Below are 15,230 nucleotides of genomic sequence, written 5' to 3' on the forward strand. Positions count from 1 at the left end.
ACTGTCAGCAGCCATGACACTTCATATTTCCTACCCCGCAGAGCTGCCCGTCTCCGAGCGCCGCGAGGACTTGATGGCGGCCATCGCCGCAAACCAGGTGACCATCATCGCCGGCGAAACCGGTTCCGGCAAGACCACCCAGATCCCCAAGATGTGCCTGGAACTGGGACTCGGGGACAAGGGCTTGATCGGCCACACCCAGCCGCGGCGCCTCGCCGCGCGTACCGTTGCCGAACGCATCGCCTTCGAGATGGGCGTGGAGATCGGGCAGGAAGTGGGCTTCCAGGTCCGTTTCACAGGCGAAGTCAGCAGGGATACCAAAATCAAGCTCATGACCGACGGCATCCTGCTGGCCGAGATCCAGCGGGACAAGCTCCTGCGGAAGTACAGCGCCATCATCATCGACGAGGCACACGAGCGCAGCCTCAACATCGACTTCATCCTGGGCTACCTCAAGCGGATCCTGCCGCAAAGGCCGGACTTGAAGGTCATCATCACCTCGGCGACCATCGACCCCCAGCGTTTCGCGAAGCATTTCGGCAGCGAAGAAGAACCTGCGCCGATCATCGAGGTCTCGGGCCGGACCTACCCGGTGGAAATCCGCTACCGGCCGCTGTCCCAGCCGGCGGGCGGCGCTTCCGGCGAGGATGAGGACGCGTCCGACGACGAGCTCGAGGAAGACCGCGACCCCCTCGACGCCGTGTGCGACGCCGTCGACGAACTCGCGCTTGAGGCACCGGGAGACATCCTGGTGTTCTTCTCCGGCGAGCGCGAGATCCGCGACGCCGCGGAAGCCCTGAACGGCCGGATCCAAGCCAACCGAAGGCTGGCAGGCACGGAAGTCCTGCCGTTGTTTGCCCGATTGAGCCTGCAGGAGCAGCACAGGGTCTTCAACCCGGGCGGCAAGCGGAGGATCATCCTTGCCACCAACGTCGCGGAAACTTCCCTGACGGTGCCCGGCATCAAGTACGTCATCGACACCGGCACTGCCCGCATCTCGCGCTACTCGCACCGCACCAAAGTGCAACGGCTGCCGATCGAACGTGTTTCACAGGCCTCGGCAAGCCAGCGTTCCGGCCGCTGCGGGCGTGTCTCCGAGGGTATCGCCATCCGGCTCTATTCCGAGGAAGACTTCGAGTCCCGCCCCCCGTTCACTGATCCGGAGATCCTGAGGACCAACCTTGCCGCCGTGATCCTGCAGATGACGGCCATGGGCGTTGCCCGCGGCCCCAAAGACGTCGAAAACTTCCCCTTTGTTGAGCCGCCGGACTCCCGTGCCATCAACGACGGCGTCACGCTGCTGCGCGAACTCGGCGCCCTCAGCGCGGCGCGCACGGGTGACGGCGGCACTCCCCCAACCATCCACGGCGGCAACGCGCGTACCAGCGGCGGCCTGACCGCCGTCGGGCAGAAGTTGGCCCAGCTCCCGGTCGACCCCCGGCTCGGCAGGATGATTGTGGAAGCCGGAAAGCGCGGTTGCGTCAAGGAAGTCATGATCCTCGCGGCAGCGTTGACGATCCAGGATCCGCGAGAGCGCCCGAGCGACAAGCAACAGCTCGCGGCGGAGAAACACGCACGCTTCCGGGACGAGAACTCGGACTTCACCGGATTCCTTAACCTGTGGAATTACATCCAGGAAAAGCAGCAGGAGCTGTCCTCCACGCAGTTCCGCCGGCTGTGCAGGAACGAGTTCATCAACTACCTGCGCGTCCGCGAATGGCAGGACCTCTTCCAGCAATTGCGCCAGCTCGCCAAGCCGCTGGGCATCGCTATCGACACCAAGCGCGAGGCCGACCCCGTAGGCAACAACGAGGGAGTCCACATCAGCTTGCTCTCGGGACTGCTGAGCCACATCGGCATGCTGGATGAACGCAAGCGCGAATACGCCGGAGCACGCGGCAGCCGGTTCGCCATCTTCCCGGGCTCGGCGTTGTTCAAGAAGTCGCCCGCTTTTGTGATGGCCGCGGAGTTGGTTGAAACAAGCCGCCTCTGGGCCCGGGTCGCGGCGAAGTTCGATCCTTTGTGGGCCGAGCAGGTTGCACCGGATCTCGTGAAGCGTACCTACAGCGAACCCCACTGGTCCACCCGGACGGGCTCGGTCATGGCGCACGAGAAGGTCATGCTCTACGGAGTCCCCATCATCCCGAACCGCCGCATCAATTACGGCAGGATCGACCCCGAGCTCTGCCGCGAACTCTTCATCCGGCATGCCCTCGTAGAAGGCGACTGGAAGACCCACCACAAATTCTTCCACCGCAACCGCGCCTTGCTCCACGAGATAGAGGAACTCGAGACGCGGATGCGCCGCCGGGACATCCTGGTGGACGACCACACGCTCTTCGAGTTCTACGACGCCAGAATCGGCAAGGACGTGGTCTCCGAACGCCACTTCGACAAATGGTGGAAGGAAGCCCGCCAGCAGGACCCCGCCCTGCTCGACTTCGACCAATCGCTGCTTATCAGCGAGGACGCCGAAGCCCTGGACGATTCCGCCTACCCGAAAACCTGGCTGCACAAGGGCTTTGAGCTGCCCCTGAGCTACGAGTTCCATCCCGTGGCTCCCGGCTCGCCGCCCAACCCCTCGGACGGTGTCACAGCCGAGGTTCCCGTGTTGCTCCTCAACCAGCTCGACGACGCCGCCTTCCGATGGCAAATACCCGGCCAGCGGGTGGAGCTCGTCACGGCGCTGATCAAGTCGCTGCCCAAACACATCCGCAAGAACTTCGTGCCCGCCCCGGATGTGGCCCGGCAAGCGGCCGCTGCCTTGGAAACCGACTTCGATCCTGCGTCAGATGATCTTGAGGCCTCGCTCGAGCTGGTGCTGCGCCGCATCCGCGGACACATCATCCCTCCGGGATCGTGGAATTGGGACGCCGTTCCGGCGCACCTGCGTGTCAGCTTCAAAGTTGTGGACAGCCGCGGCAAGGTGCTCGACGAAGGCAAGGACCTTGCCGCGCTCCAGGAGCAGCTGGCCCCGGCTACCCGCCGGGCCATCGCCGAATCCCTCGGGGCAACACCCGCGACGACGGCACGCGCCAACGGTCCGAAGGGCGCCCCACGTGCCGGAGGTGCCGGATCCCCCAATGGAAACGGCGGCGGCGCAACCCCGCAGGCCGCCGGTTTCCTGTCCGAGCAAACCGGGCTCACCGCTTGGACTTTCGGAGCTATCGAACGCCAAGTGACGCGTACGGTGAAGGGGCACGATGTCACGGGTTTTCCCGCTCTCGTAGATGAGGGCAAATCCGTTGCATTGCGCGTGTTCCAGACCCGAACGGAGCAGGAGTCGGCAATGCGCGGCGGCGTGATCCGGCTGCTCGCCCTACGGGTTCCCGCCCCGGACCGCTACGTCCTGGAACATTTGAACAACACGGAGAAGTTGACGTTCAGCCAGAACCCCCATGGTTCGGTGAGCGCCTTGATCGCGGACTGCGTCCTGGCGGCCATCGACAAGCTGACTCCGGCCGAACTTCCTTGGGACAAGGCAGCGTTCGATGCCCTGTACGAGCTGGTCCGTGCAGAACTGATCGACACCGTCTTCACGGTGACCGCCGTCGTCGAACGCATCTTGGGGACCACCCGGCGGATCGAGAAGCAACTCAAGGGCAGCACGAGCCTCGCCTTGATCAGTGCGCTCAACGACATGAAGAGCCAACTGGAGCAACTCGTGTTCCCTGGTTTTGTAGTACGGACGGGCTACGCCCAGCTGAGCCAGCTGCCGCGGTATCTGGCCGGAATTGAGAAGCGCCTCGAAAAGCTTCCGAACAATGTCCAGCGGGACGGGTTGAACATGTCGGTCGTGCAGGGCTTGGAGGATGACTACGACGACGCCGTCTCCGCGCTCCTGCCCGGCCGACGGGCAGGAGCCGAGTTAGCACGGGTGCGCTGGATGATCGAGGAACTACGCGTGAGCCTCTTCGCCGTCGAGCTCGGCACGGCCTACTCGGTCTCGGAAAAGCGCATCCGGACGGTTCTCAACCAGGCGCTGGCACCCGCGTAGGCGGTGCGACGGGCTAAGACGCTCGCTCATGCACTTATGAGGGTTAGGCCCGAAACCTTCCTGCACATCTCACGCAGGAAGGTTTCGGGCTTTCCCACCAAGGTGAGCGAGCGTTTGGGAAAAGGGCAGCAAAGGTGAGCGAGCGTCAGGCAAGACAAACGCTCGCTCACATATACGGCACTTCCCCCCGACGCTCGCTCACATATAGCGGTCATCCTGTCGACCCTCATGCACTTATGAAGGGGGTCAAAACCGAAACCTTCCTGCCCATCCAGGCCAGGAAGGTTTCGGACTTTCCCATCAAGGTGAGCGAGCGTTGCCCCGGAACAAACCTCAGTCCGCCGGAACGAACTCTCCGTGTCCGGCGGCGACGAGTCCGGCCCGCAGTTTCGCCGCATTCGCGTCGAGCCGGGCAGGGTCCGGGTTGTGTTCTACGGTTCCGAAGTCGAAATCGGCCAGGGACGTTGCCGGGAACACGTGCACGTGGAAGTGCTCCACTTCGAAGCCCACAACGGACAGGCCTGCCCGGGGTGCGCCGAACGCCTTCACTTGAGCCTGTCCGATTGTCTGCGCAACGGCCATGACTTTGTTGAGGAGCTCAGGGGCGACGTCGGTCCAGCGGTCCACCTCCTGGCGCGGCACCACGAGCGTGTGGCCGTCAGTGAGCGGGGCGATGGTCAGGAAGGCCACCACGTCGTTGTCCTTCCAGACAAAACGTCCGGGAATCTCGCCGTTGATAATTTTGGTGAACAAGGTGCTCATGCGTCTGCCTTTTCCGAAGCGGGCTGAAGGGTCTTGGTGTCAAGGACGAATCGGTACTTCACGTCGCCGGCAACCATGCGATCGTAGGCCTCATTGAGTTGCCTCGCAGTGACCATTTCGATATCGCTCACTACGCCGTGCTCGGCACAGAAGTCCAGCATTTCCTGGGTCTCGGCAATGCCGCCGATCAACGAGCCTGCGTAGGAGAGCCGGCGTCGGATCAGCGCGCCGGGACTGACCGGCGGCATGTCGGTAGGAGGGAGCCCCAATTGGAAGAGGGCACCGTTCAGCCGCAAGGTGCGGAAGTACGGGTTCAGGTCATGCGGCGCCGCCACGGTGTCGATAATGACGTCGATGGAGCGGTTGGCGCCTTCCATCGCTTCAGGATCCTTCGAGAGGATCACGTCGTCGGCGCCAAGTTCTATTGCCGCCTCGAACTTAGTGTCCGACGTAGTGAAGACCACGACGTGCGCCCCCATGGCCTTCGCAATCTTGACCGCCATGTGGCCCAGTCCGCCGAGTCCAACGACGCCCACCACGTCCCCCTCCTCGACGTCGAAGTAGCGCAGCGGCGAGTATGTGGTGATGCCCGCGCACAGCAACGGCGCCGCCGCGGCCGGGTCAAGGCCCTCGGGCAAGCGCAGCACGAAGCGGCGGTCAACCACCACTGAGGTCGAGTAACCGCCTTGGGTGATAGAGCCGCCGTTCCGGGCATCCTTAACCCCGTAGGTGCCCACGTTTCCGCGTTCGCAATACTGCTCCAAGCCTTCGAGGCAGCTGCCGCACTCGCGGCAGGAATCCACCAAGCAGCCGACGCCAACCAGGTCTCCCGGCGAGAAGTCGTCGACGGCGGAGCCCACACTGCGGACCCGGCCCACGATTTCGTGGCCCGGAACCAGCGGATAGCTCTGGGCCCCCCATTCGCCCCGCGTCGCGTGGACATCGGAATGGCAGAGGCCGCAGAAATCGATCTCGATCTCGACGTCGTCTTCCTTGGGGACACGGCGGGCCACGGTCAGCGGGACAAGACCGCTGTCACCAGAAGTGGCGCCGTATGCAGCCGCGAGCGTCGGCGTGCCCTGCGCGGCAGCGGGTGCTGATGCCGCGGCCGCGGGTGCTGATGGGGCGGGCTCCGCTGTCTCGCCACTCACGACGAGCGGCTTGCCAAGGGGCGGAGGAACGGGGCGTCCGGGAGTCATGCTTCGACGCTACCCCTGCGGGCTGATTTTTTTCCACTCCGCGCTGTCACGCCTGCCGGCTTCGCCGCGGCCAAGGCTTACTCGCCCGGAATACCTTGGGGCGCTGCTCCGGTGACAACCCGGTTGGCGTCGAGCGAGGACCACTGCGAAAAGGAGCCCGGGAAGAGGGCTGCCCTGAATCCTGCGATTTCGAGGGCAGCGATCTCGTGGGCTGCCGTTACCCCGGAGCCGCAGTAAACCGCTACCTTGCTGCCTTCGTCGATGCCCAGGGCAGCAAATCTATTGCGGAGCTGGGCCGCGCGGAGGAACGTGCCGTCCGGTCCGAGGTTTCCGGCTGTGGGGGCACTCACCGCGCCGGGAATGTGTCCCGCGCGGGGATCGATGGGTTCGATTTCGCCGCGGTAGCGCTCCCCGGCCCGGGCATCGAGAAGGATTCCGTAGTTGCGCCACTCCGCTGCCTCGTCCATGGTGATCGCATCCATGTGGCCGTGTCCCAGCACCACCTCGCCCGGAACCGGCGGCTGTTCGTCCTGCGCCAAGGGGTAGCCGGCCGCGCGCCAGGCACCCAATCCGCCGTCGAGCAGGAAGACGGAATGGAAACCGGCGTCCCGGAGCAGCCACCACAACCGCGCCGCCGCCGTGCTGCCGCTGTCGTCGTATGCAACGACGGTGTCACCGTCGTTGACGCCCCAGGCCCGGGCGCTCCGCTGCAGCGCAGCGGTGGGCGGCAACGGGTGCCTGCCCTGGCCCTCGGCCGTGGGATCCGCGAGTTCATTATGCAAGTCCACATAGACTGCGCCCGGAATGTGGGCCTGGCGGAAATGCGAATGACCGTGCGGATCGCCCAACACCCAGCGAACGTCGAGCAATACGGTCCGCTTGCCCGCATCCATGCGGTCCTTGAGTGCGGTGACGTTCATGATCGTGGCCATCAAATCCCCTTCGTTTTGCCGTGTCTACCAAACGACGTCGAAGCTGCCACCGTGCAGCTGCCAACCGGCTACCAGCCTATCCTTGGGCGGCAGCCGACGCCGGTAGGCTGGATCGGTGAGCACTTTACGCAACCAGAACCGGGCATGGGCCAGCGAGGCAATCCGACGCATCGAAGCCGAGAACAACCGCTCGGCGGATACGCACCTCTACGCGGTGCCGCTCCCCGAACACTGGGGTGTCCAGCTCTACCTCAAGGACGAATCCACGCACCGTTCGGGCAGCCTCAAGCACCGTCTCGCCCGCTCGCTCTTCCTTTACGGCCTGGTCAACGGATGGATCATGGAAGGGACCACCATAGTGGAGGCTTCCAGCGGGAGCACCGCAGTGTCCGAGGCCTACTTCGCCAGGCTGATCGGGCTTCCGTTCATCGCCGTCATGACCCGGACCACCAGTCCGGAAAAGATCGCCCTCATCGAAGAGTTCGGCGGCGCCTGCCTCCTCGTGGACCACGCCTCGGAGGTCTATGCGATGGCGGAGGACGTTGCCCGGACTTCGGGCGGCTACTACATGGACCAATTCACTTTTGCTGAGCGCGCCACCGACTGGCGGGGCAACAACAACATCGCGGAATCGATCTTCGAGCAGCTCGCCCTCGAAGAGCATCCGGTGCCCGAGTGGATCGTGGTGGGCGCCGGCACGGGCGGAACCAGCGCCACCATCGGCCGGTACCTGCGGTACCACTGCCACTCAACCCGGCTGGCCGTGGTCGATCCGGAAAATTCCGCGTTCTATCCTGGCTGGCGCGACGGCGTCCCGGACTACTCCACGGGCATGCCGTCCAGGATCGAAGGCATCGGGCGTCCGCGCATGGAGCCCAGCTTTGTCCCGGCCGTCATCGACACTATGATCCAGGTTCCCGATGCGGCCTCTGTGGCCGCCATGCGGCACTTGCGCCGGCTGGCCGGGCTGCACGCCGGACCCTCCACGGGAACCAACCTTTGGGGTGTTTGCCAACTGATTGCCGAAATGGTGGCCCAGGGAAAGCGCGGCTGCATTGTGTCACTCATGTGCGACGCCGGCGATCGCTACGCGGGAAGCTACTACAACCCGGACTGGATCGCGGAGCGTGGCCTGGATCCGGCCCCGTACGAGGCCGTGCTGGCCGACTTCTTCGAGACAGGCACGTGGCCAAGCAGCATATAGACAGAGCAGGCCACTGGCCCAGACCTCGGCTAGACCTCCACCGATTCCCGCGGCGACAACCTCGCATAGCTGGTACCGTATTTCGCGCCGATCCGGGTCACGTGGCCTTCCACCAATCCGCGTCCGAGTTCGTTGAGGAGGCCATCGTGGACCGGGTAGGCCTTGGGTGCGCGGACCGCGATCACGAAGTCAACCACCTCCCCCACCTTTGACCAAGGCGCGTGAATGGGCACCAGCAGGGTTTGTACGGCAATGCCATCCGGGACAACGAACGAATCCCCCGGGTGGAAGACGTTTTCGTCCACGAGGTAGCCGATGTTGGCCACTACCGGAATCTGCGGGTGGATGAGGGCATGCTGCCCTCCGAAAGAACGTATCGCGAAGCCCCCGGCTTCAAAGGAGGTGCCGGGTTCGACGGCGTGTACCCGATCGCCGTCGTCGCCCGCCTTCGCGGCCAGCTGGGAAGCGACTCCCGAGGGTGCGTGCACCTGCAGTCCGGGGTTTCCCTTGAGGGCTCCGACGACGGCGTCCGCGTCCACATGGTCCGCGTGCTCGTGGGTGATCAGCACCGCGTGGGCGCCTGCGAGGGCTTCCTCGGACTCGGAATAAGTCCCGGGGTCGATCACGAGGACCTGGCTGTCCTTTTGCAGGCGGACACAAGCATGGGTGAACTTGGTGAGCTTCATGCAGCCAGCCTAGGGGCGAGCCTCCAACAGTGTCCACGAACCGGCGTCCAAGCGCGGCCGGCTGGTAACCTTGGTATTTGCGAACATCCACATCGAAATGAGTCAACGAATGTCACAGGGCGCCAATGCCGCCACGTCCGGGCCTGCAGCCCAGTCGCTTCCGGATGCGAAGGATCCCGCGGTCAAGGAGCAGCGCGTCACGAAGCAACGCCTGGCCGTCAGCGCCGCCCTGGACGAACTTGACGATTTCGTGAGCACCCAGGAACTGTACCGACTGCTCCAGAACCAGGGCGTATCGGTGTCCCTGGCCACCGCGTACCGGATTCTGCAGTCGCTTGCCGACGACGGCCTCATCGATGTGCTGAGAAATGCCGATGGCGAAGCCGTCTACCGCCGCTGTGCGGTGACGGGCCACCACCACCATTTGCTGTGCCGCAATTGCGGCAAGGCCGTCGAAGTGGAAGCTCCGGCGGTCGAGACGTGGGCAGCCCGGGTGGCTGCCGAGAACGGCTACACCGAAGTGGCGCACACTGTGGAGATTTTCGGGCTCTGCCCCGAATGCACTGCTAAGAAGGCAGCGGGCCGGCTTTAGCCGGCTACCGTCTGGTCTTCCACGGCTTGGCCCACAGCAGCCTGGGGACGGACTATCCTGCCGTTGATTCCCCGTTTGGCGCGCACGTTGCCGATGATCCGGCACACCACATAGATCAGGAACGACAACGTGGTGACATACGGGCTGATGGGAATCCTGCTGCCGAGCGCCAGGAGGATCCCGCCTACGGTGGCAGTGATCGCAAAGACCACGCTCAACAAGACCACGAGCCGCGGCGAAGTGGTCACACGCAGGGCGGCGGCCGCGGGCGTGATCAGCAAGGCCAGCACCAGAAGCGCGCCTACTATCTGGATGGACAGGGCAACGCTGACGCCGAGCAAAACCATGAAGGCAATCGCCAAGCCACGGACAGGCACTCCCCTGGCTTCCGCCATCTCGGGGTCCACGCTGGCGAAGCTGAGCGGGCGCCAAATTGCGGCAAGTGCGAGCATGACCACCACGGCCGTGCCAGCCAGGACCTGGAGCTGGACAGTGTCCACCGAAACGATCTGGCCGGTCAGGAGCCCGAACTTGTTGGCCGCCCGGCCTTGGTAGAGGGCCAGGAACAAGATGCCAAGGCCCAGCCCGAACGGCATGATGACGCCAATGATCGAATTCTTGTCCCGCGCCCGGACGCCCATGAGTCCCAGAAGCAGCGCAGCCGCGACGGATCCCGCGAGCGAACCGAAAATGATGTCCGCCCCGATGAGCAGGGCGAAGGAGGCACCGGCGAAGGACAACTCCGAAATGCCGTGCACCGCGAAGGCGAGGTCCCTCTTCATGACAAAGGTGCCTATGAGCCCGCCGAGCAGGCCGAGGACTGCACCTGCCCAGATGGAATTCTGGACCAACGCGAGCAGTTCGCCGTAGTTTTCAAAGTTGAAGATGGTGTGCAGGATGCTGCCGAGATCCATTTAGTGACCTTCCTCCACACCGGCGTGGGCGTCATCGTGGTAGTGGGTAGTCGCGTCCGGAAGCCCGACGACGACGATCCTGCCGTTCGCGCGGATGACCTCAACGCGGCTGTTGTACAGCTCGGAGAGGACCTCGGTGGTCATGACCTCCTCGGGTGTTCCCACCCGGAACCTGCCGCCGGCAAGGTAGAGGACGCGGTCTACGTAGTCGATGACCGGGTTGATCTCGTGGGTCACGAACACCACGGCGCTGTTCCGCTCGTGGCACTGCTGGTTGATGAGGGAACTCACGGCCTGCTGGTGGTGCAGGTCCAAGGACAGCAGCGGTTCGTCACAGAGCAGGAGGTCAGGCTCCGCGGCAAGGGCTTGCGCAACACGGAGTCGCTGTTGCTCTCCGCCGGACAATTGACCAAGCGGTACGCGGGCGTAGTCACTCGCACCGACCAAGTCCAGCAGGGCGTCGACGCGCTCATTGACGGCCTTGGCCTTGATCCGCAGGCCCCAGCGGTGGCCGTCGACGCCGAGGGCAACCAAGTCCCTGGCACGCAAGGGCGTATCCGGAGCAAAGGACTTTTGCTGCGGTATGTAGCCGATCTTCCGGCTGCCACGTTCCACCGGGCCTCCTGCCACAGCCACGGTCCCCGAGTGAAGCTGCTGCAAACCGAGGAGGACTTTGAGGAAGCTGGTCTTGCCGCTGCCGTTGGGGCCGAGCACTGCGAAGAACTCACCCGCCTGGATGTCCACGTCGAGGTCCTTCCAGAGGGCCCGTTGGCCAAACTGGAGGCCCGCGCCGCGAAGGCTCACTACCGGTGTCAAAAAGATTCCTCGATCCATGGGGTTCGCGAAGCGATGTTGCTGGTGGCCTGCTCTTGGATGAACAGAGAGGGCCCCGCAGCCGCCCTGTATATCTTAGGACGATTGCGGGGCCCGTCTGGTCTGCTGCCGGCGTCGATTACTTGTTCAGGGCAGTAGCAACGTTGCCCACATTGTCCGTCATCCAGGCGACGTAGTCCTTGCCCTCGGGAAGTGTCTCGGTGAAACCGATCACCGGAACACCGGCAGCGGTCGCCTCGGCCTTCAGCTTTTCCGTCTCGGCGCTGGCGGTCTGCTCGTTGTACGCCAGGAAGCGAACGGACTTCGAGGTAATCAGATCGGCCGTTTCCTTGACCGCTGCCGGTGGAACGTCCGAGCCGACCTCAATGGCGTGGCTGAATTCCTCGGGCGTCTTGTTCTCCAAGCCTGCAGCTTCAAGCAAGTAGCCCGGGACGGGCTCGGTGATGGCGACCGGGGCGGAACCCTTGGATGCCTTGATTTCAGCGACTTTGGTGCTGAGTCCGGTCAGCGAGGACTTGAACTTCTCTGCGTTGGCAGTAAAGGTCTTGGCGTCGGGCGGGTTCAGGCTTCCGAGCTTCGCAGCAACAGCATCGGCCACTTTCGCCATGGCGTCGAAGTTGTACCAGACGTGCTCGTTGAACCCTTCCGGCACCCCTGCGGGAGACGCGCTGGTTGTCGCCGCGGGCAGGAGCCCCGAAACGTTGACAGCGGTGATGGTCTTGTCCGCAGCCACCTTGCTGTCCTCGGCCAGCTTGCTGAAGAAGTCGTCGTAGCCCGCGCCATTGTCGATCACCAGTTGGGCTTTGGAGACGGCCAGTTTGTCCTGGGTGCTTGCCTCGTACGAGTGCGGATCCTGGCTGGTCTTGCTGATGATGGACGTGACGGACACCTTGTCACCGCCGATGCTCTTGGCTATGTCGCCGTACACGCTCGTGGAGGCGACGACGTCGATCACTCCGGAGGACGACGACGGCGCCGTCGCGGCGGGTGCCGCGCATGCGGCAAGCAGGACGGCAACTGCCGCGCACGCGGAAGACACTGCGACAAGGGAAGGGCGGGCGGCGGTACGGCGCACGGGAAACCTCGGATCTACCGAATCAAAGCACAACAGGGGACTCAATGAGTGTACCCACAAATAGGAATGATTCCTATTTAGAATTCCGGGCAGGTCCTGCCGGCCCTTTGGGGCCGGCAGGAGACTACGCTGACTCGGGTCCGCCCAGCCGCCGGATTCCCCTGGCCTGGGTGGCGTCACGGATCTCGCCCACGAGCTGCTCGATGACGTCCTCCAGGAACAACACGCCCAGGGTCGCGCCGCCTGTCCCGACAACCCGGCCGAGGTGCGAGCCGGTCCGCTGCATCACGGCCATCGCTTCTTCAATCTCGTCCTCGGGTGCGAGGTTCACGAGGGACCGGATCCTGCTCTCCGCGATCGGATAGCGGCGTCCTTCCTCGGGGATGGAAAGCACATCCTTGATGTGCAGGTAGCCGGTCAACTCGCCGTCGTCGTCCAACACGGGGAAGCGTGAGAAACCGGTGCGGCTGACCGCCTTCTCGAGTTGCCGCGGCGTAGAGCCAGGCTTGAGCGTTACGAGTTTGTCCAGCGGCACCATGATGTGCGCCGCGTTGTGCTCGGAAAACTCCAAAGCGCCGCTCAGCAGGCCGGCGTCGTCGTCCACCAGCCCATGGCGGGTCGATTCCTGCACAATGGACTGCACTTCTTCGAGCGTGAAGGAGGAGGTCACCTCATCCTTGGGCTCGATCTTCATCAGGCGGAGGATGCGGTTGGCCAGCCAGTTCAGAGTCCAGATAACAGGTTTCACGAAACGGGCGACGTGGACCAACGGCGGCGCCAGCAGCAAGGCCGCTTTGTCCGCGACCGAAACAGAAATGTTCTTGGGAACCATCTCGCCAAAGGTCACATGCAGGAAGGTGACCGCCAGCAAGGCAACCGCAAAAGCGATGATGTCTGCCAATTCAACAGGGACGCCCACGGACTCCAGCGGCGCCCCCAGTAAATGGTGGATGGCAGGCTCGGCCACAAGGAGAATCAGCAAGGAACACACGGTGATGCCAAGCTGGGCACACGCCAGCATCAGCGAGACATGTTCCATCGCATACAGGGTGGTCTGCGCGCGCTTGGACCCGCGTTGGGCCAAAGGCTCAATCTGGCTGCGGCGCGCAGACATCACGGCAAACTCGGCGCCGACAAAGAAAGCGTTGCCGATCAACAGCACCACGAGCCACAGGATTCCTGCCCAGTCGCTCATGCGGCACGTCCTTTGCGGCTGGTTTTGGCCACGGGGTTGCCAACAGCATCGCCTGCCGAACCGCCGGAGCCCTTAATCAACCGCTTGCTGGCCTGCTTCCTGCTCTGCCATCCGCTCGAATCGCTTTCCGTTGCGCCTATACGATCAGTGCCTTTATCGTCGTCGCCGTCATCGTAGGTGTCGGGCGCCGTGGGGCGGAAGCAAATGCGGTCGATCCGGCGGCCGTCCATTCGGGTGACGGCCAGGGTGCCGCCGCCTGCCTCTACGACGTCGCCGACCATCGCGATCCGTCCAAGTTGGCTCATGACGTAACCACCCACCGTTTCGTATGCGGGGTCGTCGGGAACCGTCAGTCCCGGGATCTGTTCGCTGACCTCGTCCGGACGCAACAGTCCGGGGAAATACCAGTCCCCCGAGGCGCTCTGCAGCAATCCGGGCCGGACTTTGTCATGCTCATCCGCCACTTCGCCGACGATTTCCTCCACGAGGTCCTCAAGCGTCGCGATACCCGCGGTTCCGCCGTACTCATCAAGCACGACGGCGAGTTGCAGGTTGCCCTCGCGGAGTTCCAAAAGCAGGGCGTCAAGGTGGATGGTCTCGGGAACGCTCAGGACCTCGGACATAATGGCTCCGGCTTCCAGCCGGCTCCTGCGTTCCGACGGGACGGACACGGCTTTCTTGATGTGCACCACGCCGCGGATGTCATCGGCCGATTCGCCGATGACCGGGAAGCGCGAATATCCGGTCCGCCGGGCCGCCTCGATGATGTCCGATACCGGCTGATCGGCGTCGATGGTTTCCATGCGGATGCGCGGGGTCATGACGTCGGCCGCCGTGCGGGCCGAGAAGTTCAGGGTCCGGGCAACAAAGTTGGCCGTCCCGGCGTCGAGGGTTCCCAGCTCTGCCGAACGGCGCACGAGGGAGGCCAGTTCAGAAGGCGAGCGGGCACCCGAGATCTCTTCCTTGGCCTCGAGTCCGACGAGGTTGAGCATCTTGTTCGAGAAGCCGTTGAGTACGACGATTGCCGGCTTGAACACGGCCGTGAACATCAGTTGCGGGCGGGCCAACGCCCGGCCTAGCGGAAACGCCAAGGCCAATGCCATGTTCTTCGGGACGAGTTCGCCGATCAGCATCGACAAGACGGTGGCGAAGGTCATGGCCAGGATGAGTGACAAGGACTGCGCAGCAGCCTCAGGCAGCCCGGCCCAGAGTAGCGGTCCGTGCAAGAGAGAGCCGACGGACGGCTCCATGACGAAGCCGGTCAGCAAGGTGGTGAGGGTGATCCCCAATTGGCAGCTTGAGAGCTGGGTGGAAAGGGATTTGAGGCATTTGAGCAACGCCGCGGCGGCGTGGTCGCCGCCGTCGACCGCCCTTTGGACCGTTGACTGGTCGAGTGCGACGAGCGAGAACTCGACCGCGACAAAGAAGCCGGTGCCCAGAATCAGGAGTACGCCGGCGAGAAGGAAAAGCCACTCCATTAAAGGCCGCCGGATGGTGTGAACGGCTGGAGCAGGGCACCAGGAAGGCTAAGGGCTGATTGACCCGGCGGGGGTTGGTCGGACGCGGCGGATGAAGGGTCCGCCGACCGGCCGGCCTGGAGCTCCGGGGGGCGATGGGCATGTGTACGGGCATTGCCGGCTCGGCGGGTGCGTTGCACGGGGATTGCCGAACGGCTTCCCCCGCAGCTCCCAGGCCGGCACCTAGAATTACTGTCCATAAGAATTCAAGTCTACAGTCCGGCCGCAGCGCGGCTTCACGCGACTTCACCGGCCGGGCTCGAGGCCTGCGACGCTAAAAACGGCAGGAAAATCCCGGGAAAGAATAGCCCTTCAGGGCGTGG

General features: G+C 64.0%; 12 protein-coding genes. 3 read left to right on the forward strand and 9 right to left on the reverse strand.

Going from position 1 to position 15,230, the window contains the following annotated elements:
* Positions 1-13 precede the first annotated feature (13 nt).
* Positions 14-3,997, forward strand: coding sequence for an ATP-dependent RNA helicase HrpA (hrpA, locus tag AB4Z38_RS02370; protein ID WP_441428211.1), 3,984 nt, complete (start codon positions 14-16; stop codon positions 3,995-3,997).
* Between the two features lie 333 nt (positions 3,998-4,330).
* Here the strand turns inward: hrpA and AB4Z38_RS02375 are convergent, their stop codons facing one another.
* The 3 genes from AB4Z38_RS02375 to AB4Z38_RS02385 form a co-directional block, all read right to left on the reverse strand.
* Positions 4,331-4,759 (reverse strand): HIT family protein, encoded by a 429-nt coding sequence (locus AB4Z38_RS02375; protein WP_441428212.1) that lies wholly within the window; start codon positions 4,757-4,759, stop codon positions 4,331-4,333.
* Complete coding sequence (locus AB4Z38_RS02380; protein ID WP_441428213.1) at positions 4,756-5,958, reverse strand: NAD(P)-dependent alcohol dehydrogenase; 1,203 nt, start codon at positions 5,956-5,958, stop codon at positions 4,756-4,758. The genes AB4Z38_RS02375 and AB4Z38_RS02380 overlap by 4 nt, the downstream gene beginning before the upstream one ends.
* A gap of 77 nt (positions 5,959-6,035) precedes the next feature.
* The gene (locus AB4Z38_RS02385; protein ID WP_441428214.1) at positions 6,036-6,890 is read right to left on the reverse strand and encodes a sulfurtransferase; all 855 of its coding nucleotides are present in this window, start codon (positions 6,888-6,890) and stop codon (positions 6,036-6,038) included.
* A gap of 115 nt (positions 6,891-7,005) precedes the next feature.
* Here AB4Z38_RS02385 and AB4Z38_RS02390 point away from each other — a divergent pair, with 115 nt between their 5' ends.
* The gene (locus AB4Z38_RS02390) at positions 7,006-8,094 is read left to right on the forward strand and encodes a PLP-dependent cysteine synthase family protein (protein ID WP_441428215.1); all 1,089 of its coding nucleotides are present in this window, start codon (positions 7,006-7,008) and stop codon (positions 8,092-8,094) included.
* Positions 8,095-8,123: 29 nt separating this feature from the next.
* On the opposite strand, the gene AB4Z38_RS02395 is transcribed toward AB4Z38_RS02390, so the two are convergent.
* Complete coding sequence (locus AB4Z38_RS02395; protein WP_441428216.1) at positions 8,124-8,780, reverse strand: MBL fold metallo-hydrolase; 657 nt, start codon at positions 8,778-8,780, stop codon at positions 8,124-8,126.
* A gap of 109 nt (positions 8,781-8,889) precedes the next feature.
* On the opposite strand from AB4Z38_RS02395, the gene AB4Z38_RS02400 reads away from it, so the two are divergent.
* Positions 8,890-9,372: a Fur family transcriptional regulator gene (locus AB4Z38_RS02400; protein ID WP_284983667.1), complete on the forward strand. Its 483-nt coding sequence runs from the start codon at positions 8,890-8,892 to the stop codon at positions 9,370-9,372.
* Here AB4Z38_RS02400 and AB4Z38_RS02405 read toward each other — a convergent pair.
* The 5 genes from AB4Z38_RS02405 to AB4Z38_RS02425 all read right to left on the reverse strand — a co-directional run bounded on the left by AB4Z38_RS02405 (position 9,369) and on the right by AB4Z38_RS02425 (position 14,868).
* A complete protein-coding gene (locus tag AB4Z38_RS02405; RefSeq protein ID WP_441428217.1) occupies positions 9,369-10,286 on the reverse strand; it encodes a metal ABC transporter permease in 918 nt (305 codons plus the stop codon). The two genes, AB4Z38_RS02400 and AB4Z38_RS02405, sit on opposite strands and share 4 nt — an antisense overlap.
* Positions 10,287-11,120 carry a metal ABC transporter ATP-binding protein gene (locus AB4Z38_RS02410; RefSeq protein ID WP_441428218.1) on the reverse strand — a complete coding sequence of 278 codons (834 nt, stop codon included), beginning with the start codon at positions 11,118-11,120 and terminating at the stop codon, positions 10,287-10,289.
* A 118-nt stretch (positions 11,121-11,238) separates the two neighbouring features.
* Positions 11,239-12,195 carry a metal ABC transporter solute-binding protein, Zn/Mn family gene (locus tag AB4Z38_RS02415; RefSeq protein ID WP_441428219.1) on the reverse strand — a complete coding sequence of 319 codons (957 nt, stop codon included), beginning with the start codon at positions 12,193-12,195 and terminating at the stop codon, positions 11,239-11,241.
* A gap of 124 nt (positions 12,196-12,319) precedes the next feature.
* Positions 12,320-13,390: a hemolysin family protein gene (locus AB4Z38_RS02420; RefSeq protein ID WP_441428220.1), complete on the reverse strand. Its 1,071-nt coding sequence runs from the start codon at positions 13,388-13,390 to the stop codon at positions 12,320-12,322.
* Positions 13,387-14,868, reverse strand: a complete 1,482-nt coding sequence (locus AB4Z38_RS02425) for a hemolysin family protein (protein ID WP_441428221.1) — start codon at positions 14,866-14,868, stop codon at positions 13,387-13,389. The genes AB4Z38_RS02420 and AB4Z38_RS02425 overlap by 4 nt, the downstream gene beginning before the upstream one ends.
* Between the last annotated feature and the right edge of the window lie 362 nt (positions 14,869-15,230).

The organism is Arthrobacter sp. 2RAF6 (assembly GCF_052115205.1).
GTDB lineage: Bacteria > Actinomycetota > Actinomycetes > Actinomycetales > Micrococcaceae > Arthrobacter.